Origin of the sequence: Cupriavidus necator N-1 (assembly GCF_000219215.1) — a bacterium.
Lineage (GTDB): Bacteria > Pseudomonadota > Gammaproteobacteria > Burkholderiales > Burkholderiaceae > Cupriavidus > Cupriavidus necator.
On sequence record NC_015726.1, the window covers coordinates 1,523,299 to 1,548,875 of the forward strand.

The 25,577-nt window shown below is 68.3% G+C and carries 18 protein-coding genes and 3 tRNA genes; 10 read left to right on the forward strand and 11 right to left on the reverse strand.

The window, feature by feature from the left end; genetic code table 11:
- Positions 1–48: 48 nt before the first annotated feature.
- The 7 genes from CNE_RS07320 to CNE_RS07350 form a co-directional block, all read right to left on the reverse strand.
- Entirely contained in the window at positions 49–2,814 is a 2,766-nt protein-coding gene (locus CNE_RS07320) for a LuxR C-terminal-related transcriptional regulator (RefSeq protein ID WP_013956487.1), read from the reverse strand.
- A 156-nt stretch (positions 2,815–2,970) separates the two neighbouring features.
- The gene (locus tag CNE_RS07325; RefSeq protein WP_013956488.1) at positions 2,971–4,161 is read right to left on the reverse strand and encodes an amidase; all 1,191 of its coding nucleotides are present in this window, start codon (positions 4,159–4,161) and stop codon (positions 2,971–2,973) included.
- A gap of 37 nt (positions 4,162–4,198) precedes the next feature.
- Positions 4,199–5,212: an ABC transporter ATP-binding protein gene (locus CNE_RS07330; RefSeq protein WP_013956489.1), complete on the reverse strand. Its 1,014-nt coding sequence runs from the start codon at positions 5,210–5,212 to the stop codon at positions 4,199–4,201.
- A gap of 10 nt (positions 5,213–5,222) precedes the next feature.
- The gene (locus CNE_RS07335; protein WP_013956490.1) at positions 5,223–6,254 is read right to left on the reverse strand and encodes an ABC transporter ATP-binding protein; all 1,032 of its coding nucleotides are present in this window, start codon (positions 6,252–6,254) and stop codon (positions 5,223–5,225) included.
- Positions 6,255–6,257: 3 nt separating this feature from the next.
- Positions 6,258–7,145, reverse strand: a complete 888-nt coding sequence (locus tag CNE_RS07340; RefSeq protein ID WP_013956491.1) for an ABC transporter permease — start codon at positions 7,143–7,145, stop codon at positions 6,258–6,260.
- 10 nt (positions 7,146–7,155) lie between these two features.
- Positions 7,156–8,106, reverse strand: coding sequence for an ABC transporter permease (locus CNE_RS07345; protein ID WP_013956492.1), 951 nt, complete (start codon positions 8,104–8,106; stop codon positions 7,156–7,158).
- A 123-nt stretch (positions 8,107–8,229) separates the two neighbouring features.
- A complete protein-coding gene (locus CNE_RS07350; RefSeq protein WP_049800552.1) occupies positions 8,230–9,852 on the reverse strand; it encodes an ABC transporter substrate-binding protein in 1,623 nt (540 codons plus the stop codon).
- Positions 9,853–10,068: 216 nt separating this feature from the next.
- Between CNE_RS07350 and CNE_RS07355 the strand changes: the two genes are divergently transcribed.
- Positions 10,069–11,316, forward strand: coding sequence for a Zn-dependent hydrolase (locus tag CNE_RS07355; RefSeq protein WP_041227884.1), 1,248 nt, complete (start codon positions 10,069–10,071; stop codon positions 11,314–11,316).
- 22 nt (positions 11,317–11,338) lie between these two features.
- Here the strand turns inward: CNE_RS07355 and CNE_RS07360 are convergent, their stop codons facing one another.
- The 3 genes from CNE_RS07360 to CNE_RS07370 all read right to left on the reverse strand — a co-directional run bounded on the left by CNE_RS07360 (position 11,339) and on the right by CNE_RS07370 (position 12,959).
- Complete coding sequence (locus tag CNE_RS07360; protein ID WP_013956495.1) at positions 11,339–11,686, reverse strand: hypothetical protein; 348 nt, start codon at positions 11,684–11,686, stop codon at positions 11,339–11,341.
- 156 nt (positions 11,687–11,842) lie between these two features.
- Positions 11,843–12,643, reverse strand: a complete 801-nt coding sequence (locus CNE_RS07365; RefSeq protein WP_013956496.1) for an IclR family transcriptional regulator — start codon at positions 12,641–12,643, stop codon at positions 11,843–11,845.
- Positions 12,644–12,872: 229 nt separating this feature from the next.
- A tRNA-Leu gene (locus tag CNE_RS07370) sits at positions 12,873–12,959 on the reverse strand.
- Positions 12,960–13,233: 274 nt separating this feature from the next.
- On the opposite strand from CNE_RS07370, the gene CNE_RS07375 reads away from it, so the two are divergent.
- Positions 13,234–13,608 (forward strand): VanZ family protein, encoded by a 375-nt coding sequence (locus tag CNE_RS07375; protein ID WP_013956497.1) that lies wholly within the window; start codon positions 13,234–13,236, stop codon positions 13,606–13,608.
- Here CNE_RS07375 and CNE_RS07380 read toward each other — a convergent pair.
- Positions 13,583–14,440, reverse strand: a complete 858-nt coding sequence (locus CNE_RS07380; protein WP_013956498.1) for a 23S rRNA (adenine(2030)-N(6))-methyltransferase RlmJ — start codon at positions 14,438–14,440, stop codon at positions 13,583–13,585. The two genes, CNE_RS07375 and CNE_RS07380, sit on opposite strands and share 26 nt — an antisense overlap.
- 166 nt (positions 14,441–14,606) lie before the next feature.
- Here CNE_RS07380 and mnmC point away from each other — a divergent pair, with 166 nt between their 5' ends.
- The 8 genes from mnmC to CNE_RS07420 all read left to right on the forward strand — a co-directional run bounded on the left by mnmC (position 14,607) and on the right by CNE_RS07420 (position 25,559).
- On the forward strand, positions 14,607–16,580 hold the full coding sequence (gene mnmC, locus CNE_RS07385) for a bifunctional tRNA (5-methylaminomethyl-2-thiouridine)(34)-methyltransferase MnmD/FAD-dependent 5-carboxymethylaminomethyl-2-thiouridine(34) oxidoreductase MnmC (RefSeq protein WP_013956499.1): 1,974 nt from the start codon (positions 14,607–14,609) through the stop codon (positions 16,578–16,580).
- Positions 16,581–16,809: 229 nt separating this feature from the next.
- Positions 16,810–18,165, forward strand: coding sequence for a trigger factor (tig, locus tag CNE_RS07390; RefSeq protein ID WP_013956500.1), 1,356 nt, complete (start codon positions 16,810–16,812; stop codon positions 18,163–18,165).
- Between the two features lie 102 nt (positions 18,166–18,267).
- On the forward strand, positions 18,268–18,918 hold the full coding sequence (gene clpP, locus CNE_RS07395) for an ATP-dependent Clp endopeptidase proteolytic subunit ClpP (RefSeq protein WP_011615108.1): 651 nt from the start codon (positions 18,268–18,270) through the stop codon (positions 18,916–18,918).
- Positions 18,919–19,148: 230 nt separating this feature from the next.
- Positions 19,149–20,426: an ATP-dependent Clp protease ATP-binding subunit ClpX gene (gene clpX, locus CNE_RS07400; protein ID WP_013956501.1), complete on the forward strand. Its 1,278-nt coding sequence runs from the start codon at positions 19,149–19,151 to the stop codon at positions 20,424–20,426.
- A gap of 255 nt (positions 20,427–20,681) precedes the next feature.
- Entirely contained in the window at positions 20,682–23,093 is a 2,412-nt protein-coding gene (lon, locus tag CNE_RS07405) for an endopeptidase La (protein WP_013956502.1), read from the forward strand.
- Between the two features lie 190 nt (positions 23,094–23,283).
- A tRNA-Val gene (locus CNE_RS07410) sits at positions 23,284–23,359 on the forward strand.
- A 48-nt stretch (positions 23,360–23,407) separates the two neighbouring features.
- A tRNA-Asp gene (locus tag CNE_RS07415) sits at positions 23,408–23,484 on the forward strand.
- Between the two features lie 140 nt (positions 23,485–23,624).
- Positions 23,625–25,559, forward strand: coding sequence for a SurA N-terminal domain-containing protein (locus CNE_RS07420; protein ID WP_013956503.1), 1,935 nt, complete (start codon positions 23,625–23,627; stop codon positions 25,557–25,559).
- The last annotated feature ends 18 nt before the right edge of the window (positions 25,560–25,577 follow it).

Consider the following 25,577-nt stretch of genomic DNA (forward strand, 5'->3'; position numbering starts at 1 on the left):
CCGGGGGCGGGTGGGAAGTCCCTACACCGGTGGTGTAGGTGGAGTAGATCAGGGGGTGGGCAGGGCGCCGGCGTCGCGCAGCCGGGCCACGGCTTGGTCACGTCCGGTGACTCCCAGCTTGGCGTAGACATTGCGCAGGTGCCACTTGACCGTGTCGAGCGACACGTTGAGGATGCGCGCGATCTTCTTGTTCGGCATGGCCTGCGCCAGCAGGCCCAGCACCTCCTGCTCGCGCTCGCTGAGGGTGGCCAGGCGCGCGAGTTGGGCGGCCGGGGCCGGCGAGGGAGCGGGACTGGCGGACGCGCCCGGACCGGCGGCGTCGGCCAGGCGCTGCGCGTAGAACGCCAGTACCGGGTCCAGGCTGTCATCGCCGGCCAGCACCGCCAGCATGGCCGGCACCTGCGGCGAGGCGTCGAGCAGGCTGCGCACCAGCCCGTGGCGGTGGCCGATGCGCAGCCCGTCGAGCAGTTGCCGGCGCGCGGCGGCGGGATCGCGGCGGCCCCGGTGGGCCTGCGCCATCAGCACGCGCAAGGTGGCCACGCGGGACCAGCGCCCGCCGGCCTCGGACAGCGCCGCCAGCGGCTCCAGGCGCGCCAGCGCGCCGTCGAAATCGTTGTGGTGCAGGCACATGCCGATGCGGGCCAGGTCGGCGTGGACCCGCACTTCCCAGGCGGTGCTGCGCACCGCGCCGGCATGCCGGGCCGCCAGCGCTTCCAGCCGCAGCAGCGCGTCGTCGGCGGCGTCGACATGGCCGTCTTCCAGCAGCCGGCGCGAGCGCAGTGACAGGGCCCCGGCCACCAGGCGGTCGACTCGGTGGCGCTGCCCGTAGCGCTCCAGCCGGTCCAGGCACGCCAGCGCACCGGCGTGGTCGCCGGCGTGCCAGCGGCTGCAGGACAGCGCCAGCAGCGCGCGCAGCACGGTGTCGGGGATCGAGATGCGCACCAGCACGTCGATGCGGGCATCAAGCAGGCTGGCGGCAGCCTCGACATCGTTGAGTTCGTACAGGGTCTCGCCCAGCAGCGCGGCCGCCATGCAGGCCACGCCGGCGCAGGCGGCGCCACGCTGCTCGGCATCGGCCAGCACGTCATGCAGCACGCGTTCGGCCACCAGCACCTGGCCCTCGACGGCGTGCGTCATGCCGCCCATGCAGCGGCCCAGCAGCGTGCCGCGCGGCGCGCCGTCGCAGGGCGCGCCGTCCTCGATCACGCGCCGCGCCTGGTCGTATTCGCCGCGGTAGATATGCATCCACGACAGGATGTTGCCGCGCCCGGTCAGGGTGAAGTCGTCCGCGCCGGCGGGCACGCGCTGCAGCGCCGGCAGCAGGTTGGCGACGGCATCGGAGTCGTCGCGCAGCAGCGCCATGCTGCCTTGCAATATCGCCAGCGCATAGTGCTCGCGCGGGCCCAGCCGCCCGGCCTGGGCCTGCATCCGCTGCAGGCTGTCTTGCAGCCCGTCGGAGTCGCCGGCATACATCTGCAGATGGGCCTGGACCAGCAGCAGGCCGAAGCGGGCCCGTATCTGTTCCGCCGGCAGTTGCCGCACCAGCGCGGCCAGCTTGCTGAGTTCGCCGCGCGCGAGCAGGCTATGCGCGCGGCCGTGCACCATGTCGGCGGCGGCCGCGCTGTCCCCGGCCAGCACCGCGTGCCGCACGGCCTCGTCGACGTGGCCATGCGCGTTGAACCACTGCCAGGCCGCTGCGTGCATCGCCGCCTGCGTGCCCTGCGGCAGCCCGCCGAGGCGCCCCAGCAGCACTTCGCGCAACAGCGGGTGCAGGCGGTACCAGGCTTCGCCATGGCTGTCGCTGCCGATCTGCGCGATGAACAGGTCGTCGCGCGCCAGGTGCGCCAGCCGCACGGTGATCTCGGCGGCGGCTTCGGGCCGGCCCAGCAGGGTGGCGCACAGCGCGCCGCAAAAGCGGTGGCACAGCGCCATGCGGGTGAGCAGGCCGAGGTCGTCCGGCGTCAGCCGCACCAGCACCTCGCGCTCGAAATAGCTGGCAAAGGTCTGTGCGTCGCGCACCTGGACCGGGTTGTACGATCCGCCGCGCTTGCCCTTCAGGTCGATGGCAAAGAGCTGCAGGCCGGCGGCCCAGCCGTCGGTGAGTTCATGCAGCCGGCCGGCATCGCGGGCGTCGACGTGGCCCAGTTGTTCCTGCAGGAAACGGGCGGATTCCTGTGCCGAGAAGCGCAGGTCGGCCAGCCCGAATGACGACAGCAGCCCCTGCGTGCGCAGCCGCGCCAGCGACAGCGGCGGCGCGGTGCGCGAGGCCAGCACCACGTGCAGTTGCGGCGGCGCGTAGTCGAGCAGCCAGCGCAGCGCCAGCACCACGCCGGGGTCGTCCAGGTGATGGACGTCGTCGAGCATCAGCACCAGTTCGCGCCGGCGTGCGCCGATGGCCCGCACCAGCGTGATCACCCAGTGCTCGACCGCGGACTGGTGGCCGTCGCGGCCCATCAGCACCCAGGCATCGCGCACGATGGCCGGATCCACGGTGGCCAGGCTGGCGACCAGGCCGTTGAAGAAGGCCGCGACGCTGTTGTCTTCCGGGGCGAGCGACAGCCAGGCGACGTCGAAGTCCAGCGTCAGCAGGGCCTGGCGCCACGCCGCCAGCGTGCTGGTCTTGGCGCAGCCGGCCGGCCCCTGGATCACCACGCAGCGCTGGCGCCGCGCCTCGGCCAGGCGCGCGAGCAGGGTGTCGCGCGGCATCAGCGGGCGGGCGCCGCGGGGCGGCACCAGCTTGGTCGGCGTGACCGCGAAGGCAGGTGTGGCGGACTGGCGGGCGGATTCTGCTGGCGCGGCTCCGGCCGGGGACATGCTGGGCTCCTCTTGTCCGTGCGGCGCGGGCCGGCGGACCAATGCGATGGCAGCATTGTAGGAGCGCCGGGCTGGCCGGCGGCGTCTTCAGATGGCGGGCCACCTGACGCGGGTGGGGCGCCGGGCGCCCACCCGCGTGCCGTTTGCCTTAGTGGTTCAGGCCTGGTGCGCCATGATCCGCTCCGCCAGTGCCACCAGGCTGCGGTCGCTGCCCGCCGGCCCCAGCAGCGAGATGCCGAGCGGTGCGCCGTCGCGGCGGGCCAGCGGCAGGTTCAGCTGCGGGAAGCCGCTCAGCGGCGTCAGGCACAGCGTCTGGGAGGCGAGGTTGCGGTAGGTCTCCAGCGATTCGACCGGCTCGGCGCGCAGCGGCGCGATATCGGGCATGGTCGGCAGCACCAGCACGCCGTCCTGCCCCAGCAGCCGGCCCACGTGCGCGGTGAAGTCGCGGCGCACGGCACTGGCTTCGTCGAACTGGCTGCGGGTGACGGCCTTCGAGAAGGCGAAGCGTGCCGCGACATCGGCACCCAGCTCCAGCCCGTGTTGCTCGATCAGTTCGCCGTCGCTGTGCCACGCCTCCCAGCCCTGCACGTAGCGGAACGCCCACCACAGCTCGGACAGCGGCCGGTCGGCCACGGTGACTGGCGCGGCCCGGCCCAGCGCGGCTTCGATCCGGGCGACGGCCGGTGCCAGCGCGCCGCGGGCTTCCGGGGTGGGCTGGCCGAACAGGTCGGTGGCAACTAGCAGCCGCGGCGCGGCCGGCAGCGGCGCCGGGTCCGCGCCGAACAGCACCTCGGCCACGCGCGCGAAGGTGCCGATGTCGCTCGCGAAAAAGCCGCAGGTGTCCAGGCTCTCGGACAGCGGCAGGCAGCGCTCCAGCGAAATTCGCCCGTGCGTGGGACGGATGCCGAACAGGCCGCAATGGCTGGCCGGCGCACGCACCGAGCCGCCGGTGTCGGAGCCCAGCGCGAAGTCACACAAGCCGTTCGATACCGCCGAGGCCGAGCCCGACGACGAGCCGCCGGTGATGCGGTCCGGCGCCGCGCCGTTGACCGGGCGCCCGTAGTGGGCGTTCTGGCCGTTCATGGAGAAGGCCAGCTCGTCAGTGTGGGTCTTGCCGACGAAGGCGGCGCCGGCATCCAGCAGCCGCTGCACCGCCGGCGCGGTCGCGGCCTTGATGCCCGAGCGCGCCAGCACGTGCGGATTGCCGCCGCCGGTCGGATAGCCCGCTACATCGAACAGGTCCTTCACGGCAAAGCTAAGGCCCTGCAGCGGGCCGCTGGCGGCGTGCGGGACGGCAACCTGGGGGTACGGCATGAAGGCACGGGCAGGATGGGTGGCAAGCGTCATGGGGGGCCTGGAATATGTTGGGGTTCTGGGATGGGGCTTATGCCGCGGTGGCCACGGCGGGCTCGGCGGCCAGCACGCAGCTGACGCGGTGGCCGGTGCCGACGGTGACCGCCTGCGGCACCTCGGCCAGGCATTGCGGGCGCGCATGCGGGCAGCGTGGCGCGAAGGTGCAGCCCGGCGGCAGCGCGGCCAGGTCGGGCGGGGCGCCGCCGATGGCCTGCAGCCGCTGGCCACGGTCCATGCCATGCTGCCGGCTTTGCAGCAGGGCGATGGTGTAGGGGTGGCGCGCCGCGCGCAGCAGGGTGCGGATCGGGCCTTCCTCGACAATGCGCCCGCCGTACATCACCGCGACGCGGTCGGCGATCTCCACCGCCGCGCCGATATCGTGGGTGACGAAGACGATGGACAGCCCCAGTTCGCGCTGCAGCTCGCGCAGCAGGATCAGCACCTGGATCTGCACGGTGGCGTCCAGCGCGGTGGTGGGCTCGTCGGCGAGCAGGATCCTGGGCCGCGCCGACAGTGCCAGCGCGATCATCGCGCGCTGGCGCATGCCGCCCGACATCTCGTGCGGGTACGCTGCCAGCCGTCGCTCCGGGCTGGGAATGCGCACGGACTCGAGCGCCTGTAGCGCGCGCTCGCGCGCCTCGGCGGCCGAGACCTTGTCGTGGGTGCGGATGCATTCGACGATCTGCTGGCCGACGGTGTAGACCGGGTCCAGCGCCAGCAGCGGCTCCTGGAACACCATCGCCATGGTGCCGCCGCGCAGCCGGGCCAGCGCGCGCTGGTCGAGCGCCATCACGTCGGCGCCGTCGACGCGGATCCGGCCCTCCATGCGGGTGCGGCGCGGCGGGTGCAGGCGCATCAGCGCGCGCAGCGTGACGCTCTTGCCCGAGCCGGATTCGCCGATCAGCGCCACCGCTTCGCCTGCGCCCACTTCGAGCGAGACGCCGTTGACGGCGCGGATGGTCTTGCCGCCGCCGGAGAAGGTGACGTGCAGGTCCCGCACCGAAATCATCGGCGCGCCAGGTGTGCTTTGTGGGGTGGTGGACATGGTGGGCTCCTCAGGGCGCGGTGGCCAGCAGACAGGCGACCGGATGCCCGGCCACCAGGTCGGTCAGCTGCGGCTCGCGCCGCGCGCACACGTCCTGCGCCATGGCGCACCGCGGATGGAAGCTGCAGCCGGGCGGCGGGTTGATCGGATTGGGCGGGTCGCCCGCCAGCGGCGCGACCGCGGTGCGGTGGTCCGGGTCCAGCGACGGCATCGACTTCAGCAGCGCGCGCGTGTACGGGTGCGCCGGGTGGCGATAAAGGGTCTCGGTATCCGCGATCTCCACCACCTTGCCCAGGTACATCACCATCACGCGGTCGCACAGGTAGCGGATCACGTTGAGGTCGTGGCTGATGAAGACGTAGGTCAGGTCGAACTCGGCCTTCAGGTCCAGCAGCAGGTTCAGCACCTGCGCCTCCACCGACTTGTCCAGTGCCGAGACCGCCTCGTCCAGGATCACCAGCCGCGGGCGCAGCGCCAGCGCGCGGGCAATGTTGACGCGCTGGCGCTGCCCGCCGGACAGCTCGTGCGGGTAGCGCCCGGCAAAGCGCGCCGGGTCCAGCCCGACGCGCTGCAGCAGGTAGCGGGCGCGCTCGGTGGCTTCGCGCGCCGGCACGCCATGGACGCGTGGCGTGAAGGCGATCGACGCCTCGATGGTCAGGCGCGGGTTCAGCGACGAATAGCTGTCCTGGAACACCATCTGCACCTGGCTGCGGAACTGCTTCATCGGCAGCTGGGCCGAGCCCACGCCCTGCGCGTCGAAGATCAGCTCGCCGCTGTCCTGCTGCGTCAGCTGCATCAGCAGCCGCGCGGTGGTGGACTTGCCGCAGCCGGACTCGCCGACCACCCCCAGGGTCTCGCCCTTGAGCACGTCGAAGCTGACGCCATCGACCGCGCGCACCGACGCGGCACGCGCGCGCAGGCCGGGCAGGCCGGACTTGATGGGGAAGTGCTTGACCAGCTGGTGGGCGATCACCAGCGGCTGCGCCGGGCCGCCGACATCGCGGCCGGCCTGTGGGGAAGGGGCCTGCATCAGTGCTGGCATGGTTCAGTCCTTGATTTCCATGGCCGAGCGGATGCCGTCGGCCAGCAGGTTGAACGAGACCGAGGTCAGGAAGATCATGGCGCCGGGCAGGGCGGCAACCCACGGCTGGGTATAGATGGCCGTGCGCAGCGTGTTGAGCATCAGGCCCCACTCCGGCTCGGGCGGCTTGACGCCCAGGCCGAGGAAGGACAGGCCCGAGGCCAGGATCATCGACACCGAGATCAGGCTGGTGGCATAGACGAAGATCGGCCCAAGCACGTTGTTGAGCACATGGGCGCGCACGATGGTCAGCGACGACGCCCCGGAAGCACGCGCCGCGTCGACAAACTCGCGGTTGCGCACCTGGGTGGTCACGCTTTCGGCCACGCGCACGATCTGCGGGATAAAGACGATGGTCAGCGACAGCAGCGCATTGCCCACGCCCGCGCCCAGCGTGCCTGACAGCGCGATCGCCAGCAGCACCGACGGGAAGGCGTACAGGATGTCGGTGAGCCGCATGATCACGGTGTTGGTCCAGCCGCCGGCATAGCCGGCGACGATGCCGAGTGCGCTGCCGATGACAAAGGCCAGCAGCACCGGCGTGATGCCCATGAACAGCGACAGCCGCGCGCCCAGCATCAGCCGCGACAGCATGTCGCGTCCCAGCTCGTCGGTGCCCAGCGGGAAGTGCTCGGTGCCGATCGGCTTGAGGCGCTTGAGGATCGATGCCGCGTACGGATCGGCGGGCATCAGTGCCGGGGCGAACAGCGCCATCAGCACCAGCCCCAGCAGCACCAGCGCGGCCAGCATGGCCAGCCTGTTGCGCAGCAGGCGCCGGCCGACCGTGGTCCAGTAGCCGGGCGAGCGCTGCACCGCAGCGGCGGCCGGTGATGGGTCGAGGGTCATGTCCATGTCGGCCTCCTCAGTTGCGCTGGATGCGCGGATCGAACAGCGTCTGCAGCGCATCGACCAGCAGGTTGAGCAGCACGAAGAACACAGCCAGCACCAGGATGGTCCCCTGCAGCAGCGGGAAGTCGCGCTGGAAGATAGCGGCGTTGAGCAGGAAGCCGGTGCCGGGCCATGAGAACACGGTCTCGATCAGGATCGAGCCGCCCAGCAGGTAGCCCAGCTGCAGGCCCATCACCGACAGCGCGGTCGGCGCCACGTTCTTGAGCACGTGGCGGAACACGGCCAGGTCCGACAGGCCGCGCGCGCGCAGGCCGACGATGAACTCGTTGGCCAGGATCTCAGCCACCAGCGCGCGCACCGTGCGCGCCACGATGCCCATCGGGATCACCGACATGGTCACTGCCGGCAGCAGCATGTACTGCATGTGCTCCCAGTCCCAGGCCCAGTCGCCCGAACCGCCCGGCCCGGCGCCGGTGGCCGGCAGCCAGCCCAGCAGCACCGAGAACGCGATCACCAGCACCATCCCCAGCCAGTAGTGCGGGATGCTGACGCCCAGCACCGACAGCAGCGACGCGGTGCGGTCGGCCACGGAATCGCGCAGGTAGCCGGCGACAAAGCCGAACAGGCAGCCGAAGCTGAAGCCGATCAGCGTGGCCACGGTGGCCAGGCGCAGGGAATTGACCACGGCTGCGCCGACTTCGGCCATCACCGGCCGGCTGGTGGCGATCGAAGTGCCCAGGTCGCCCTGCAGCGCGCGGCCCAGCCAGTGCAGGAATTGCTCCAGGAAGGGCTTGTCGAAGCCGTAGAGCGCGGTCAGCTGGCGGCGCAGGTCTTCCGAGGCGTCGGGCGGCAGCACCGACACCAGCGGATCGCCGGGGGCGATATGAACCAGCGAGAAGCACAGCAGCGCCACCCCGAGCAGGATGGGGATGGCATAGAGGATGCGGCGGAACAGGTATTGCATGGGGGGATCCGGCAAGTTGGGGGCGTGCGTGCGCGGTGCGCGGCACGCGGGAAAGACCGGGCGGGACTGCCGGGCCGCGCGGCGGCGGGGCTGCCGCGCGGCGTCCGTCGGGCGCGGCCGGGATCAGTCCATCGACATTGTCGCGATATCGATAAACCAGCTCTGCGGCTGCACCACGCCCTTGACCTTCTTCGAGATCGCGCGCGGGCCGACGTCATGCGCGATCAGCACGAACGGCGATTCCTCGACGATGCGTGCATGCAGCCTGGCCAGCGCCGCGTCGCGCGATTTCTCGTCAAACGAGGTGCGCGCGTTCTCGATCAGCTTGTCGAACTCGGCATTGCCGAAGTAGCCCCAGTTGTTCGAGACCGGCGGCTGGGTCTTGGTGCTGACGAAGCGGACCATGGCGAAGAACGGGTCCATTGCCGCAAAGCTGACGTTGATGGCGTTGGCGCCGTGCGCGCTGGCGTCCTTGGCGCCGACGCGCCAGTTGGTGAAGAGCGTGTTCCACTCGACCACGTCGAAATCGACGTCGATAAAGCACTCCTTCAGGTTCTGCTGCACGTACTCGTTCATCGGCAGCGGCTGCATCTGGCCGGAGCCCGACGCCGACACCTGCACCTTGACCTTGACCGGTTTGGCGGCCGAGTAGCCGGCCTCCTGCATCAGCTTCTTCGCCGCGGCCGGGTCGTACTTGATATCGAACTTCGGATTGCCCCACCACGGATTGCCGGTCTCGACGATGCCCTTGGCCTCGGCCATGTAGCCGCCCAGCAGGGTCTTCAGGCCGCTGCGGTTGACGCACAGGTTGGCGGCCTGGCGCACGCGCTTGTCCAGCCACGGCGAGCCGGGCGCGAACGACAGCTGCCACGGCCACATATGCGGCTGCGCGTTGGCGTAGACCTGGAAGCCGCGGCTCTTGATCTGGGCGATGGCGTCGGGCGCCGGGGCTTCGATCCAGTCGACCTGGCCCGACAGCAGCGCGGCGGTGCGGGCGTTGGCCTCGGGCATCGGCACCATCACCACCTTGTCGATCTTTGGCACGCGCTTCGCGTCCCAGTATTGCGCATTGCGCACCACTTCCAGGCGCTCGCGCGGCACCAAGCGGCTCATCCTGAACGGCCCGGTGCCGGCGGCGTCGGCGGCAAACGCGACCCAGGCCTGCTTGGAGCGCTCGACCGGATCGGTGACCGAGGCCGGCACCGCGGCGAACTTCTTCTCCCACTGCGTGGGCGAGGCCATGAACAGGTTGGTCAGGTTGTAGGGCAGGAACGAATCCGGCTCGGAGGTGACCAGCTCGACGGTGAGGTCGTCGATCTTTTTTGCCGTGCGCAGCGTCGGCATGCGCGAGGCGGTTACGCCGACCTGGCTGGGATCGAACTGCCTGGCGGTCTTGTCCAGCACTTTGCCGACGTTCCAGACCACGGCGTCGGCGTTGAATGGGGTGCCGTCGTGGAATTTGACGCCGGGGCGCAGCTTGAACACCCATCTGGTCTTGTCGGCGGCGTCGACCTTCCATTCGGTGGCCAGGCCCGGGATCAGCAGGCTGGGGCCGTTGCCCCTGGACAGGTCCCATTGGGTGAGGCCGTCGTACATCGGGATGCCGGAGAAGCGGTTGCCCTCAAAGCCCTGGTCGGGCTGGCCGAGCGTGCGCGGGATGTCGGCGGCGGTCATGCCGATGCGCAGCACCTTGTCGGCATGGGCGGCACCGGGCAGCGCGAGCAGCGCCAGCACGGCGGCGCTCATGACCGAGGCAGCTGACTTGAGACCTTTCGCGAGAAGGGAGGGATCGTGGTGCACAGGCTTGCTCCTGGGTTGGCTTGAGGGGACGGATGTCTGCAAAGCAAGTCATGTGCCACGGTGGCAGGGCCGGGAACCCGGGCCGAAGCGCGGGCGATGGTGGTCTGCTTCTTGCTGAACCTGCTGCCGTTTCCTCTCCCTCCACCCCACCCGCAACCAGACATGGACCAGCTACACCTTCCCCGCATCAATGGCGCCCGCCTGTGGCAATCGCTGATGGACCTCGCCGCGATCGGCGCCACGCCCAGGGGCGGCGTGTGCCGCATCGCGCTGACCGAAGCCGACCGCAAGGGGCGCGACCTGGTGGTGCAGTGGTGCCGCGAGGCCGGGCTCGACGTGCGCGTCGACGAGATCGGCAACGTCTTCGCGCGCCGCGCCGGCAGCGACCCCGACGCGCGTGCCGTGGCCACCGGCAGCCATATCGACACCCAGCCCTCAGGCGGCAAGTTCGACGGCAACTTCGGTGTGCTGGCCGGCCTGGAGGTCATGCGCACGCTCGACGACCTGGGCATCGTCACGCGCGCGCCGCTGGAGGTTGCGTTCTGGACCAACGAGGAGGGCACGCGCTTCACGCCGGTGATGATGGGCTCGGGCGTGTTCGCCGGAGAATTCGACGCGGCCTTTGCGCGCGCGCAGGCCGATGTGGATGGCGTCAGCGTGGGCGACGCGCTGGCGGCCATCGGCTACCGCGGCGCGCAGCCGGCGGGCGCGGTGCCGGGCGGCATGTTCGCGGCCTACTTCGAGGCGCATATCGAGCAGGGGCCGGTGCTGGAGGCGGCCGGCCTGCCGATCGGCGTGGTCTCGGGCGCGCTGGGCCAGCAGTGGTACGACGTGACCGTGACCGGCATGGACGCGCACGCCGGCCCGACGCCGCTGGCGCTGCGCCACGACGCGATGCTGGCGGCCGCGCGCATGGTCGAGGCGGTCAACCAGATCGCGCGCGACGAGGCGCCGCACGGGCGCGGCACGGTCGGCTATCTGCAGGTCACGCCGAACTCGCGCAACGTGATTCCGGGCCGGGTCGATTTCTCGGTCGACTTCCGCAACCTGTCGCAGGCTGGCCTGGACCGCATGCACGCGGCCATGCAGGCGGCATTCGAAGGCATTGCCCTGGCCGCCGGCGTGGAGGTCGAAATCCGCCAGGTGGTGAAGTTCGAGCCGTGCGTGTTCGCGCCCGAATGCGTGGACAGCGTGCGGCGCGCGGCCTCGGTGCTGGGCCTGCCGCATATGGACGTGGTCAGCGGCGCCGGCCACGACGCGGTCTACGTCGCGCGGCGCGCGCCCACCGGCATGATCTTCGTGCCGTGCAAGGACGGCATCAGCCATAACGAGCTTGAAGACGCGCTGCCCGAGCACATCGAGGCGGGCGCCAACGTGCTGCTGCAGGCCATGCTGGCGCACGCGCGCTAGGGCGCCTGCGCCAGATCCGGGGCTAGTTGCAGATCGTGCCGGGAACCGGCTTGCCGGAGGCGGTCAGCCCCTGGCACGCATCGCCGCTCGCCAGGCTGGTATCCGCGGCCGCGGCCGGTGACAGCTTCAGCTTGCCTGCCACGGTGCAGCACCCACGGGGTGGTGGTGGGGCCGGCGTGCGCTTGGTCGCCGACAGCGGCGCCGGCCCACCGGCTTCCGCGGTTTCTTCCGCGTCAGGAAAGACGCACTGCCCTTGCTGGCAGATCCGCTCTCCTTTGCACTGCATGTCGTACTGGCATCCGGCGGCCTGTGCAAACGATGACCAGCCAGCGGTCATCGACGCTGCCAACAGCAAAGCGGGGAATTTCATATGCCCTCCGATCAGGGCTGAGATAACGATGCCGGACCGGCGCGGTGCCGCCCAGACACCTTCAGCATAGATCGCGGCAAGGGTCCGCGAAAGGCACTGGCACTCAGGTGTTCTACCACCCCTGCGCACGTTGGCCGGCGTTCGCGGTGCCGGGCCTCAGTGGGCGATGGAGCACGAGATCGCCCGCGCGCATTCCATCACCAGCGGCGCCAGCTTTTTCTGCGCCTCGGCCATGCTCCAGCGGCTGGCCGGCGGCGACACGTGCACCGCGCCGACCGCCACGCCACGGCTGTTGACGATGGGCGCGGCCAGGCCCATGTCGCCGATGAACAGTTCCTCTTCATTGCTGGCGTAGCCCAGCCGTCGGCACGCTGCCACGCGCTCGAAGATCGCATCCACGCCGGTCAGCGTCGCGGGCGTGCGCGCCACGCGCGCCGACTGCTCCAGCATCGCCAGCACCTGTTCGTCGGGCAGCGTGCTGAGGTAGGCCCGGCCGGAGCTGGTGCAGTACATCGGGATGCGCATGCCCACCGGCGTCAGCACCGGCATGTGTTTGGCGGTCATCAACTGGGCCACGTAGACCATGTCCAGCCCGACCGGCTCGGTCAGGTTGGCGGTCTCGCCGCTGGCTGCGGCCAGCTGCGACAGGTAGGGGCTGGCCACCGGGATCAGCGCGTCGGCCGCCAGGTAGTTGTAGCCGATCTCCATCACCCGCGGCGTCAGCCGGAAGCGGCGCGTCTGCGGGTGCTTGTCGACATAGCCCAGCGCTTCCAGCGTATGGATGGTGCGCTGCGCCGAGCTCTTGTTCATGCCGGTCAGCGCGGCCAGCTCCGACAGGGTCAGCGTGCGGTGCACGCCGTTGAAGGCGCGCAGGACTTCGAGGCCTTTTTCCAGCGACTGGTTGAAGAGCGGGTTGTCGCGGTCGGGCGTGGGTAGCGGGACAGGTTTTGACGGCATAGTTGCGTCGGCGGGCGAGAGGCCGGGCGGCACCATCCGCGGGATGGCTGCACCACGATGAATGAGTATTGCACCAATATACGAATGTATCGATTATCGATACGATGACGAAATGATAGCGTCGCTGGCGCAGACTGGAAAGTGCCGCGGCGTGGGAGTGCCTGGCTGGAGAAGCGGGCCGAAGGGGATTTGAAAACGGAAGTTGTCAGTCCGCCACTTGAAGGGCGGATGGTGCGAGGGAGGGGACTCGAACCCCTACACCATTGCTGGCGTCAGGACCTAAACCTGGTGCGTCTACCAATTTCGCCACCCTCGCGGTCCTTGCGGCGCTGCCCGGGCGGGCGGCCGCGATGCTCGCTGGCTTGCGCCGGACAGGAAAGCAAAAAAGGCGGCTGGAACTGCCCGCCTTTCACCTGTCCGCTGCTGCCGGCACTGGCCGCCGAACCGTGGTGTCGGCATGGCTCGCACCTGCGGTGCAACGAGGCTGCGGATTGTAGCGCAAGGCGCGGGGGGAATCCAGCCCTGCCGGGCGCTGCGGTGGCGGCGGCAGGCGGCAGGGCTATATTGTCGGCTTTCCAGATGCCGCACACATGCCGATGATTGCCTTCCCGACCCTGACCCCGCTGCGCTGGCGCCTGCTGTTCTGGGGCTGCGCGGCCGCGGTGCTGGCGCTTTCGCTGATGCCGCCGACGCAGCCCCTGCCGACCACCGGCTGGGACAAGTCCAACCATATGCTGGCGTTCGCGGTGCTGGGCGTGCTGGGCCGGCGCGCCTACACCGGCCGTGGCTGGGCCGTCTTGCTGGGGCTGGTGGCGTACGGCGGGCTGATCGAACTGCTGCAGGGGCAGACCGGCTACCGCGAGGCCGACTGGCTCGACCTGCTGGCCGACAGCGTCGGCCTGGCCGCGGGCATGGCGCTGGACTGGCTGGTGCGCCGCCTCAGCTCTCCTCGGCTTCGAGCGTGAACCTTGCGCCGTCGTCCTGGCCAAGCAGGTCGGTTAGCACCGGCATGGCCTGCTGCAGCGATTCCTTCAGCCGCCACGGCGGGTTGACGATGAACATGCCGCTGCCGTGCAGGCCCAGGCCGCCCTCGACCGGATGCCTGACGGTCAGGGTCACGTGCAGCCAGCTCTTGAGCGGCAGGCCCTTGAGCTGCACCGGCAGCTGCACCGATTCACGCCGCTGCACCTGCGGGTACCAGACCGCATAGACGCCGGTGGCAAAGCGCTCCAGCCCGTCACGGATGGTCTGCACGGTGCGGGCGTAGTCCTGCTTGTCCTCGTAGGAGGGGTCGACCAGCACAAGCGCGCGGCGCGGCGGCGGGGGCAGGATGGCCTTGATGCCGCCGAAGCCGTCGCCGTCGTACAGCATGACGCGGCGCCCGGCGCCGCGGAAGTTGTCGCGCAGCACCTGGATCTCGGTGCTGTGCAGCTCGAACAGCCTCAGCCGGTCGTGCTCGCGCAGCATCTGCCAGGCCAGCCAGGGCGAGCCGGGGTAGTGGCGCAGGTTGCCGTCCGGGTTGAGCGCGCGCACCTGGTCCAGGTATTCGTCCAGCATCGCCGGCAGCTGGGTGCCGCTGGCGGCGGCGCGCCACAGCGGCGCGATGCCGGTTTCGAATTCGGCCTTCTTCTGCGCGTAGGCGTGGTCCAGCGCATAGAGGCCGGCGCCGGCATGGGTGTCGATATACCAGAACGCCTTGTCCTTCTGCGCCAGGTGATCGAGCAGTTGCACCACGATGGCGTGTTTGAGGACATCGGCATGGTTGCCGGCGTGGAAGGCGTGACGGTAGCTGAGCATGTGGAGCGGGGCGCCTGGGCGGCGCAGATCAAGGGGCAGGGCGGTGCGGTCTGCGGGAAGGCCGCTATGCTACCATCCGGCGCGAATTGCCAACCCCGGCCAACCCCGCTCCCACGCCCCGGCGAATCCGCCCTGGCATTTTGCTTTTCGCCGAGTTTCCTGTCCCATGCCGCGCGCATTAGAGCCCGCCGAGTCCATCCTGTCTGCCGAAGGCATCCCGTATTCGCCCCGCTACGACGACGTCTACCACAGCACCGAAGGCGGGCTGGCGCAGGCCGCCTATGTCTTCCTGGGCGGCAACGGCCTGCCGCAGGCGTGGGCCGGCCAGCGCCAGTTCGTCATCGTCGAGACCGGCTTCGGCCTGGGGCTGAATTTCCTGGCGACCTGGCAGGCGTGGCGCGATGATCCCCAGCGCTGCGGATCGCTGCATTTCGTCTCGATCGAAAAGCACCCGTTCACCCGCGAAGGGCTGGCGCAGTTGCACGCCGGGCTGGACGGGCTGCAGCCGCTGGCGCAGGCGTTACAGGCGCAATGGCCGCTGGCGCTGCCGGGCCTGCACCGCCTGGCCTTCGACGGCGGGCGCGTGGTGCTGACGCTGGCGCTGGGCGATATCGAGCAGATGCTGCCGCTGCTGGCGGCCGGCGTCGATGCCTTCTACCTGGACGGTTTCGCGCCGGCGCGCAATACGGAGATGTGGTCGCCGCAGGTGTTCCGCGGACTGGCGCGGCTGGCCCGGCCAGGCGCCAGGCTGGCCACGTGGGCGGCCGCGGGCTTCGTGCGGCGCGGGCTCAAGGACGTCGGTTTCGAAGTCAGCAAGGCGCCCGGCTTTGGCGGCAAGTGGCAAATGACCGTCGCGCGCTTCCGCCCGCAATGGAAAGCGCGCCGCCATGCGCCGCCACTGCCGGCGCAATGGGCCGAGCGCCATGCCATCGTGATCGGCGCCGGCCTGGCCGGCTGCGCCGTGACCGAGCGGCTGGGCGCGCGCGGCTGGCGCGTGACGCTGTTCGATGGCCATGACGGGCCGGCGCGGCAGACCTCGGCGCACCGCGCGGCGGCCATGCATGCGCACGTGTCCGCCGACGACAGCCTGCTGTCGCGGCTGTCGCGCGCCGGCAACCAGTACGCGCTGCGTGCCTGGGCGGCGCTGGCCGAGGCCGGCCATCCGGTCGGCTGGCATGGCTGCGGCGTGCTGCAGATCGGCGAGGACGAAGCCGAAAGCGAGGCCCAGCGCGCCGCGCTGGCGGCGCTGGGCTTGCCGGAAGGATTCGTGCGCTGGATGCGCGCTGAAGAGGCGGCAGCGGCCCACCATGCCGGCGTGCCGCGTGGCGGCCTGTGGTTCCCGCAAGGCGGCTGGCTGGCGCCGCCGGACATCTGCGCGGCGCAGCTGGCGCAAGCGGGCGCTGCGGTGACGGCACGTTTCGGCTGCCGGGTTGCTGCAATCGCGCGCGTTGACGGGCAATGGCAGGCGGTCGGGCAGGACGGTGAAGTGCTGGCATCGGCGCCGGTGCTGGTACTGGCCAACGCACATGAGGCGCAGCAACTGCTGCCGCGGCAGCACTGGACCATGCGGCGCGTGCGCGGGCAGCTGACCACGCTGGGGTCGGCGCAGGTGGACGCGCTCGGCGGCTGGCCGGATTGCGTGGTGACCGGTGCCGGCTACCTGCTGCCGCGTGCCGCAGACGGCGCGGGCCGGGTCGGCTCCAGCTACGACGCCGACGAAGGCCCGCTGGTGGAGCAGCCGGCGGTCCACGCGGCCAATCTGGCGCGCCTGTCCGGCATGCTGCCGCGCCAGGCCGATGCCGTGGCCGCCATCGATCCCGCAACGCTCTCCGGCTATGTCGGCGTGCGCACGGTCACGCACAACCGGCTGCCGCTGGTCGGCCAGGTGCCTGACGAGGCCGCCGCGCTGGCGCAGGCCGCATCGCTGCGCGGCGCGCACTTGCGTGACCTGCCGCGCATGCCTGGGCTCTACGCCGCCCTTGCATATGGGTCGCGCGGCCTCACCTGGGCAGCGCTGGGCGCGGAACTGCTGGCCAGCCAGATCGAGGGCGAGCCGCTGCCGCTGGAGTCGGACCTGGCCGATGCGATGGATCCGGCACGCCTGCTGCTGCGCGCGCTGCGCCATGGGCAGACGGGATAGCACCGCGGGTCCGGCGGGCGGGTCCGGGCCCGTTCCGGGCAAAATCTGCCGGAAGCGAATGAAAACCGTGCGATAATCCCCGTTTTCCGTTTGCGCGGAGCTTCCCGTTCGCCGGTGCGCCGCCCCGGCCGTCCTGTGGTGACGGCGCCGTGGCGGTAAAGCGGGCGGTACATGCGCAAGCGGTAGCACCTACGAACACAACTACATTTTCTGGATTGGATCTACGACCATGTCGAACGTGATTGAGAACCTCGGCAAGCTGGACCGCAAGGTGACCCTGGCCATCCCCAAGGCCGAAGTGGAGAAGGAAAAGCAGGAGCGCCTGGTTCGCCTGTCGAAGACCGTGAAGATGTCGGGCTTCCGTCCGGGCAAGGTGCCGATGAAGATGGTCGAGAAGCAGTACGGCCAGCAGGTCGAGTTCGAAGTGCGCTTCGACAAGGCCGCACGCAAGTTCTTCGACATCACCAAGGAACAGGACGTCAAGGTTGCCGGCCAGCCCAAGTTCGAGATCAAGAACGAAGGCGTGGGCGAGGACGAAGTCGCCTTCGACGCCACCTTCGAGGTGTACCCGGAAGTGACCATCGGCGACCTGTCGGCTGCCGAAGTCACCCGCACGGGCACTGAAATCACCGATGCCGAAGTCGACAAGACCATCGACATCCTGCGCAAGCAGCGCGTGCACTACCACGCCCGCGGCGAAGCCGGCGAGCATGGCGACGGCGGTGCCGACGTCACCGCCCAGAACGGCGACCGCGTGACGCTGGACTTCGTCGGCAAGGTCGACGGTGAAGAGTTCGCCGGCGGCAAGGCCGAGGACTTCCCGTTCGTGCTGGGTGAAGGCCGCATGCTGCCCGAGTTCGAGCAGGCCGCGCTGGGCCTGAAGGTCGGCGAAAGCAAGACCTTCCCGCTGGCCTTCCCGGCCGACTACCACGGCAAGGAAGTGGCCGGCAAGACCGCCGAGTTCACCGTGACGCTGAAGAAGATCGAGTGGGCGCACCTGCCGGAAGTCAATGATGCCTTCGCCAAGTCGCTGGGCATTGCCGACGGCAGCGTCGACAAGATGCGCGCCGACATCCGCGAGAACCTCGAGCGCGAAGTGAAGCGCCGCACGCATTCCATGCTGAAGGACCAGGTCATGGAAGCGCTGCTGAAGGCCAGCGAGCTGGACGTGCCCAAGGCCCTGATCGAGCAGGACCAGGAACGCCTGGTGGAAATGGCCCGCCGCGACCTGGAGCAGCGTGGCATGCCCAACGCCAAGGACATGCCGATCCCGGCCGAGATGTTCGCGCAGCAGGCCGAGCGCCGCGTCAAGCTGGGCCTGATCCTGGCCGAGATCGTCAAGGCCAACGGCCTGGAAGCCAAGGCTGACCAGATCAAGGCCGAGATCGAGGACTTCGCCAAGAGCTACGAAGACCCGAAGGAAGTCATGCGCTGGTACTACGGCGACCAGCAGCGCCTGGCCGAAATGGAAGCCTACGTGCTCGAAAACAACGTGGTAAATTTCGTGTGCGACAAGGCCAAGGTCACCGACAAGAAGGTGTCCTTCGAGGAACTCACCGCCGAAGGCAACCAGCAACAAGCCTGAGGCCGGAAGTGACCCGCAGCCCCGCGCCACGGCGTGGGGCGGGGCAACTTCCCGAGTTACCCCGGATGGCCTTGCGATCCGACGAATCCATGGAGAACATGCATGACCCGCAATGATTTGCTTGACCGTCTCGCCACCACGCAGGCTTCGGCACTGGAAACCCAGGGCCTGGGGCTGGTGCCGATGGTCGTCGAGCAGTCCGGCCGGGGCGAGCGCGCCTATGACATCTACTCGCGCCTGCTGAAGGAGCGCGTGGTGTTCATGGTGGGCGAGGTCAATGACCAGACCGCCAACCTGGTGGTGGCCCAGCTGCTGTTCCTCGAGAGCGAGAACCCCGACAAGGACGTGTCGCTGTACATCAACTCGCCGGGCGGTTCCGTATCGGCGGGGCTGGCGATCTACGACACCATGCAGTTCATCAAGCCGGACGTGTCCACGCTGTGCATGGGCATGGCGGCAAGCATGGGCGCGTTCCTGCTGGCGGCTGGCGCCAAGGGCAAGCGTTCGGCGTTGCCCAACTCGCGCATCATGATCCACCAGCCGCTGGGCGGCGCGCGCGGCCAGGCCTCGGACATCGAGATCCAGGCGCGCGAGATCCTGTACCTGCGCGAGCGGCTCAACACCATCCTGTCCGAGGTGACGGGCCAGCCGGTCGAGAAGATTGCGCGCGACACCGATCGCGACAACTTCATGAGCGGCGACCAGGCGGTTGACTACGGCCTGATCGACAAGGTCCTCGCCCGTCGCGGCTGATGCAGCGGGCCGCCGTGGCGCAATCCGCAGCGGCGGCCGGCCAGGCTGGCAAGGGCTCAAATGGCGAAGGCTACACCGGAACGAGGCCCCGTGCCTCGTTTTTTGCTTTTGCCCCACAGCCGGGGGGAACCGCCGGTGGTGCCAATTGTTTTGGCGTATGATGCGTTGAAGCGTATCTCCGGGGAGCCTTTCGCCCCGCGGTGTGCGCACAGCAAAAGTGACTGATTCCTATGGCGGACAAAAAAGGTTCATCCAGCGAAAAGCTTCTGTACTGCTCCTTCTGCGGCAAGAGCCAGCATGAGGTCAAGAAGCTGATTGCCGGCCCGTCGGTGTTCATTTGCGACGAATGCATCGACCTGTGCAATGAGATCATCCGGGACGAGGCCACGGCATCCGAGAAAGACGCCGCTGCGGCCGCGCGCTCGGACCTCCCCACGCCCCACGAGATCCGCGAAAGCCTGGACCAGTATGTGATTGGCCAGGAACAGGCCAAGAAGATCCTGGCCGTGGCGGTCTACAACCACTACAAGCGCCTCAAGCACCTCGGCAAGAAGGACGATGTCGAGCTGTCCAAGAGCAACATCCTGCTGATCGGGCCGACCGGCTCGGGCAAGACGCTGCTCGCGCAGACGCTGGCGCGCCTGCTCAACGTGCCGTTCGTGATCGCCGACGCGACCACGCTGACCGAAGCCGGCTACGTGGGCGAGGACGTCGAGAACATCATCCAGAAGCTGCTGCAGAACTGCAACTACGAAGTCGAGAAGGCGCAGCGCGGCATCGTCTACATCGATGAGATCGACAAGATCTCGCGCAAGTCCGACAACCCGTCGATCACGCGTGACGTGTCGGGCGAGGGCGTGCAGCAGGCACTGCTCAAGCTGGTCGAAGGCACCATGGCATCGGTGCCGCCGCAGGGTGGCCGCAAGCATCCGAACCAGGACTTCCTGCAGGTGGACACGACCAACATCCTGTTCATCTGCGGCGGCGCCTTCGATGGCCTGGAGAAGGTCATCATGCAGCGCTCGGACAAGACCGGCATCGGCTTTGCCGCGCAGGTCAAGAGCAAGGATGAGCGCGACGCCAGCGAAGTGCTGCCGCAGACCGAGCCGGAAGACCTGATCAAGTTCGGCCTGATCCCCGAACTGATCGGCCGCCTGCCGGTGGTCGCCACGCTGTCCAAGCTGGACGAGGCCGCGCTGATGCAGATCCTGGTCGAGCCCAAGAACGCGCTGGTCAAGCAATACCAGAAGCTGCTGGCAATGGAAGGCGTCGAGCTGGAAATCCGCCCGGGTGCGCTGAGCGCCATCGCCCGCAAGGCGATCCGCCGCAAGACCGGGGCCCGCGGCCTGCGTTCGATCCTGGAGCAGTCGCTGATGGACGTCATGTACGACCTGCCCAACTACAAGGGTGTGCAGAAGGTGGTGATCGATGAAAATACGATCAACGGCGATGCACCTCCGCTGCTGATGTATGAAGAGCAGCAGCCCAAAGTGGCGGGGTCCAACTGACGCGAGGGCTGCCAGACGTGGTAAGTGGTCGGGACCACACCGGCAGCTGGGCGGAAAGGCCGTTCGCGTAGAAGCGAGCGGCTTTTTTTGTTTATTTCTACCGACGAGAGGGAGGAAACGCGGGTATGCTGTTTCAGAGGGGCCAGCAAGTGCAGGGAGCGGCATCTGCCTGCCTTGATGAATCGATTGGCACGTATCTTGTAATCGATTCGGGCGGCCCAATTTACGCCTTAAATGACTGACTTGGGGAAAATGATGTCCGGAACACAACTCCTCCCGGCCGAGCCGATTCGCCTCCCACTGTTGCCGCTGCGCGACGTGGTGGTGTTTCCGCACATGGTGATCCCGCTGTTTGTGGGACGCCCGAAGTCCATCAAGGCGCTTGAGACTGCGATGGAGGCGGGCAAGAGCATCATGCTCGTGGCCCAGAAGACGGCGGCCAAGGACGAGCCGACCGCCGACGACCTGTACGAGGTCGGCTGCATCGCCAATATCCTGCAAATGCTGAAACTGCCCGACGGTACCGTGAAGGTGCTGGTCGAGGGTACCCAGCGCGCGAACATCCGCGAGGTGAGCGAGGACGAATCGCACTTCATGTGCGAAGCCGTGCCCGTGCCGCCCGCACCTGGCGAAAGCGCCGAGACCGAGGCCCTGCGCCGCGCGATCGTGTCGCAGTTCGACCAGTACGTGAAGCTCAACAAGAAGATCCCGCCTGAGATCCTGACTTCGCTGTCAGGGATCGACGAGGCAGGCCGCCTGGCGGACACCATCGCCGCGCACCTGCCGATCAAGCTCGAGCAGAAGCAGAAGATCCTGGAGATGGTCAATGTGACCGAACGCCTGGAAAGCCTGCTGTCGCAACTCGAGGGCGAGATCGACATCCTGCAGGTCGAAAAGCGCATCCGTGGCCGCGTCAAGCGCCAGATGGAGAAGAGCCAGCGCGAGTACTACCTGAACGAGCAGGTCAAGGCCATCCAGAAGGAACTGGGTGAGGGCGAAGAAGGCGCCGACCTGGAAGAACTCGACAAGCGCATCAAGGCTGCGCGCATGCCGAAGGAAGCCAAGAAGAAGGCCGACGCCGAATTCAAGAAGCTCAAGCTGATGTCGCCGATGTCGGCCGAAGCCACCGTCGTGCGCAACTACATCGACACGCTGGTGAACCTGCCGTGGCGCAAGAAGAGCAAGGTCAACAACGACCTCGCCAACGCCGAGCGCGTGCTGGACGAAGACCACTACGGCCTGGAGAAGGTCAAGGAGCGCATTCTCGAGTACCTCGCAGTGCAACAGCGCGTGGACAAGGTGAAGGCGCCTATCCTCTGCCTGGTCGGGCCTCCCGGCGTGGGCAAGACCTCGCTCGGCCAGTCGGTGGCGCGCGCGACGAACCGCAAGTTCGTGCGCATGGCACTGGGTGGCGTGCGTGACGAGGCCGAGATCCGCGGCCACCGCAGGACTTACATCGGCTCGATGCCGGGCAAGATCCTGCAGAGCCTGTCCAAGGTCGGCGTGCGCAATCCGCTCTTCCTGCTCGACGAGATCGACAAGATGGGCATGGACTTCCGCGGCGATCCGTCGTCGGCGCTGCTTGAGGTGCTGGACCCGGAACAGAACCACACGTTCCAGGACCACTACATCGAAGTGGACTTCGACCTGTCCGACGTGATGTTCGTGGCGACGTCGAACTCGCTCAACATCCCGCCGCCGCTGCTCGACCGTATGGAAGTGATCCGCCTGTCGGGTTACACCGAGGACGAGAAGGTCAATATCGCGCAGCGCTACCTGCTGCCCAAGCAGATCAAGAACAACGGTCTGAAGGCAGGCGAGATCGAGGTTGCCGAAAGCGCGATCCGCGACATCATCCGCTACTACACGCGTGAAGCGGGGGTGCGTTCGCTGGAACGCGAGGTCTCCAAGATCGCGCGCAAGGTGGTCAAGCTGCTGCTGCTGAAGAAGGAGTCGGGCACGATCAAGGTCGATTCCGAGAACCTGGACAAATTCCTCGGCGTGCGCAAGTACGACTTCGGCCTGGCCGGCAAGGAAAACCAGGTGGGCCAGGTGACCGGCCTGGCGTGGACCGAGGTGGGCGGCGACCTGCTGACCATCGAAGCCGCGATCATGCCGGGCAAGGGCAACATCACGCGCACCGGTTCGCTGGGCGATGTGATGAAGGAGTCGGTCGAGGCCGCACGTTCGGTGGTGCGTTCGCGGGCACGCCGCCTGGGTATCACGGATGAGATGTTCGAGAAGCGTGACATCCACATCCACGTACCCGAAGGCGCCACGCCCAAGGACGGTCCGTCGGCAGGCGGTGCCATGACCACGGCGCTGGTGTCAGTGCTGACCGGCATCCCGGTGCGCGCGGATGTCGCCATGACCGGCGAGATCACGCTGCGCGGCGAGGTGCTGCCGATCGGCGGCCTCAAGGAGAAGCTGCTGGCGGCCCACCGCGGCGGCATCAAGCTGGTGCTGATCCCGGAGGAAAACGTCAAGGATCTGGCCGAGATCCCGGACAACGTGAAGAACGCCATCGAGATCGTGCCGGTCCGCTGGATCGACAAGGTGCTGGAACTGGCGCTCGAGCGCAAGCCCGAGCCGCTGCCGGAAGAAGACGCCAAGCCCGCCGAAGTGGCGGACAAGGCCACGGCCAAGGTTGAGCGTCTGCATCACTGACACAGCTTTGGCCGCATGAAGAAACGCCGCAGGGCAGTGATGCCCGGCGGCGTTTTTTTTGCGCGCGCAGGTCTTGGCAAACTGAAATCACCTGTATTACACTTGCGCCCTCGCAACGCAAACCACGGCAACTGCCGCGAGGTGCGGAGCGATCAGCAAGTTGCAGGCAGCCAGCCTGCGATGGTCGAGCGGGTGCTTAGCTCAGTTGGTAGAGCGGCGCCCTTACAAGGCGTAGGTCGGGGGTTCGAGCCCCTCAGCACCCACCACTCTCCATCGCAAGGACATGGGCATCGCCGGCAGCAGGCGCCGACACAGGAGTGGTAGTTCAGTCGGTTAGAATACCGGCCTGTCACGCCGGGGGTCGCGGGTTCGAGTCCCGTCCACTCCGCCAGTTTTGTTGAAAACGCCCGCGTCTGCGGGCGTTTTCATTTGCTCCCCATGTTTCCCACCCTCCACAAAGGGTGCGTGCCCAGCGGCTCCTGCTAGAATCGTGGAGTTTGTCTTTCGTGCCAATCCACTACCCGAATCCGCATGCTTGATTTCGTACGCAACAACCGGCGCCTGATGCTCTTGCTGCTGCTGGTGCTTGTTTTCCCGTCGTTCGTGTTCTTCGGCGTGGAAAGCTATTCGCGCTTCATGGACAGCTCGCACGATGCCGCCAAGGTCGATGGCCGCGCCATCAGCGTGCAGGAAATCGACAACGTCGTGCGCGACCAGAGCGAACGCGCGCGCCAGATCCTTGGCGCCAGCTATGACCCGCGCCAGTTCGAAGGCCCGGACGCACGCAAGGCCGTGCTGGACCAGCTGATTCTGCAACGCGTGATGGCCAGTGCCGTGGCGCGTGAGCACCTGACCGTGTCCGACGCCAAGCTGCTCGAGGAAATCAGCAACCTGCCGGCGATCGCGCAACTGCCGCGCACCAAGGACGGCAAGGTCGACGACAAGGCCTACCTGCAGCTGCTGCAGTCGCAGGGCATGACGCCCGAGCAGTTCGATGCCCGCATGCGCTTCGAACTGGCCACGCAGCAACTGGGCGCATCGGTCGCCGCGACGGCCTTCGTGCCCAAGTCGCTGCTCGATCGCCTGATCGCCGTGCGCGACCAGCAGCGCGACGTGCAGGCGCTGCTCTTCAAGCCGGCCGCCTACACCGCCAAGGTGCAGCCCGATGCGGCCGCGCTGAAGGCCTACTACGACAGCCACCAGCAGGCCTTCTCGGTGCCGGAACAAGCCAAGGTCGAGTACCTGTTGCTGTCGGGCGAGGCCCTGGCCGCGACGCAGGCGGTCACGCCCGAAGAGCTGAAGTCCTACTACGACAGCAATATCGCGCGCTTCCGCATCGACGAGCAGCGCCGCGCCAGCCATATACTGATCAGCGCGCCGAAGGAGGCGCCGGCCGCCCAGCGCCAGGCCGCGAAGGACAAGGCCACCAAGCTGCTGGAGGACCTGCGCAAGCACCCTGACACCTTCGCCGACGTGGCGCGCAAGAACTCGCAGGACCCGGGCTCGGCCGGCAAGGGCGGCGACCTGGGCTTCATGGGCCGCGGCGCGCTGGTCAAGCCGTTCGAGGACGCCATGTACGCGCTCAAGGATGGCCAGGTCAGCGACGTGGTGGAAACCGACTACGGCTACCACATCATCAAGCTGACCGGCATCAAGCCCGCCGAGACCAAGCCGCTGGAAGCCGTGCGCACGGAACTGGAAGCGGAGCTGCGCAAGCAGTTCGCCGACAAGAAGTTTGCCGAGCAGGCCGATGCCTTCGGCAATACCGTGTATGAGCAGGCAGACAGCCTCAAGGCTGCCGCCGACAAGTTCAAGCTGACCATCCAGACCGCCGACAACGTCACGCGCCAGCCGAACCCGGCGCTGGGCGCGCAGAGCCCGCTCAACAACGACAAGCTGCTCAAGGCGCTGTTCAGCGACGACGCGATCAAGAACAAGCGCAACACCGAGGCCGTCCAGGTGGGCCCGAACACGCTGGTGGCCGCGCGCATCGTCGAGTATCGCCCGGCGGCCGTGCGCAAGTTCGAGGAAGTCGAAGCCAAGGTGCGTGAGGGCTATATCGCCCAGCAGGCGGCCGAACTGGCGCGCAAGGACGGCGAGGCTCGCCTTGCTGCGCTGAAGAAGGCAGACAGCGCCGACGGCTTTGGCGCGGTGCGGACCGTGTCGCGCGCGAAGGCCGAGGGCATTGCGCCGCAGGCTGTGGAAGCGGTGATGCGTGCCGATGCGGCCAAGCTGCCGGCGGTGGTTGGTGTCGACCTGGGGGCCGAAGGCTATGCGGTCTATCGCATCACCAAGGTGAGCCAGCCGGCGCAAGGCAATCCGGCCCAGCGCCAGGCCGAAGCGCAGCAGCTGTCGCAACTGGCCGGCCAGACCGACCTGCAGGCCTTCTATGAAAGCCTGAAGGCCCGCTCCAAGGTCAAGATGCTGACGCCGGTGGGCGCCACGCAGGCGCAAGGCGCCGAGTAAGCGCCAGATCAGCCCCGG

Coding starts and splice junctions, on each gene's coding strand:
- CNE_RS07360 (WP_013956495.1), bottom strand. CDS start 11,686: ATGAAATTCCCCGCTTTGCTGTTGGCAGCGTCGATGACCGCTGGCTGG.
- CNE_RS07340 (WP_013956491.1), bottom strand. CDS start 7,145: ATGGACATGACCCTCGACCCATCACCGGCCGCCGCTGCGGTGCAGCGC.
- CNE_RS07355 (WP_041227884.1), top strand. CDS start 10,069: ATGGACCAGCTACACCTTCCCCGCATCAATGGCGCCCGCCTGTGGCAA.
- mnmC (WP_013956499.1), top strand. CDS start 14,607: ATGCCGCGCGCATTAGAGCCCGCCGAGTCCATCCTGTCTGCCGAAGGC.
- lon (WP_013956502.1), top strand. CDS start 20,682: ATGTCCGGAACACAACTCCTCCCGGCCGAGCCGATTCGCCTCCCACTG.
- CNE_RS07365 (WP_013956496.1), bottom strand. CDS start 12,643: ATGCCGTCAAAACCTGTCCCGCTACCCACGCCCGACCGCGACAACCCG.
- CNE_RS07375 (WP_013956497.1), top strand. CDS start 13,234: ATGCCGATGATTGCCTTCCCGACCCTGACCCCGCTGCGCTGGCGCCTG.
- CNE_RS07325 (WP_013956488.1), bottom strand. CDS start 4,161: ATGACGCTTGCCACCCATCCTGCCCGTGCCTTCATGCCGTACCCCCAG.
- CNE_RS07320 (WP_013956487.1), bottom strand. CDS start 2,814: ATGTCCCCGGCCGGAGCCGCGCCAGCAGAATCCGCCCGCCAGTCCGCC.
- CNE_RS07335 (WP_013956490.1), bottom strand. CDS start 6,254: ATGCCAGCACTGATGCAGGCCCCTTCCCCACAGGCCGGCCGCGATGTC.
- clpP (WP_011615108.1), top strand. CDS start 18,268: ATGACCCGCAATGATTTGCTTGACCGTCTCGCCACCACGCAGGCTTCG.
- clpX (WP_013956501.1), top strand. CDS start 19,149: ATGGCGGACAAAAAAGGTTCATCCAGCGAAAAGCTTCTGTACTGCTCC.
- CNE_RS07380 (WP_013956498.1), bottom strand. CDS start 14,440: ATGCTCAGCTACCGTCACGCCTTCCACGCCGGCAACCATGCCGATGTC.
- CNE_RS07330 (WP_013956489.1), bottom strand. CDS start 5,212: ATGTCCACCACCCCACAAAGCACACCTGGCGCGCCGATGATTTCGGTG.
- CNE_RS07420 (WP_013956503.1), top strand. CDS start 23,625: ATGCTTGATTTCGTACGCAACAACCGGCGCCTGATGCTCTTGCTGCTG.
- tig (WP_013956500.1), top strand. CDS start 16,810: ATGTCGAACGTGATTGAGAACCTCGGCAAGCTGGACCGCAAGGTGACC.
- CNE_RS07350 (WP_049800552.1), bottom strand. CDS start 9,852: ATGAGCGCCGCCGTGCTGGCGCTGCTCGCGCTGCCCGGTGCCGCCCAT.
- CNE_RS07345 (WP_013956492.1), bottom strand. CDS start 8,106: ATGCAATACCTGTTCCGCCGCATCCTCTATGCCATCCCCATCCTGCTC.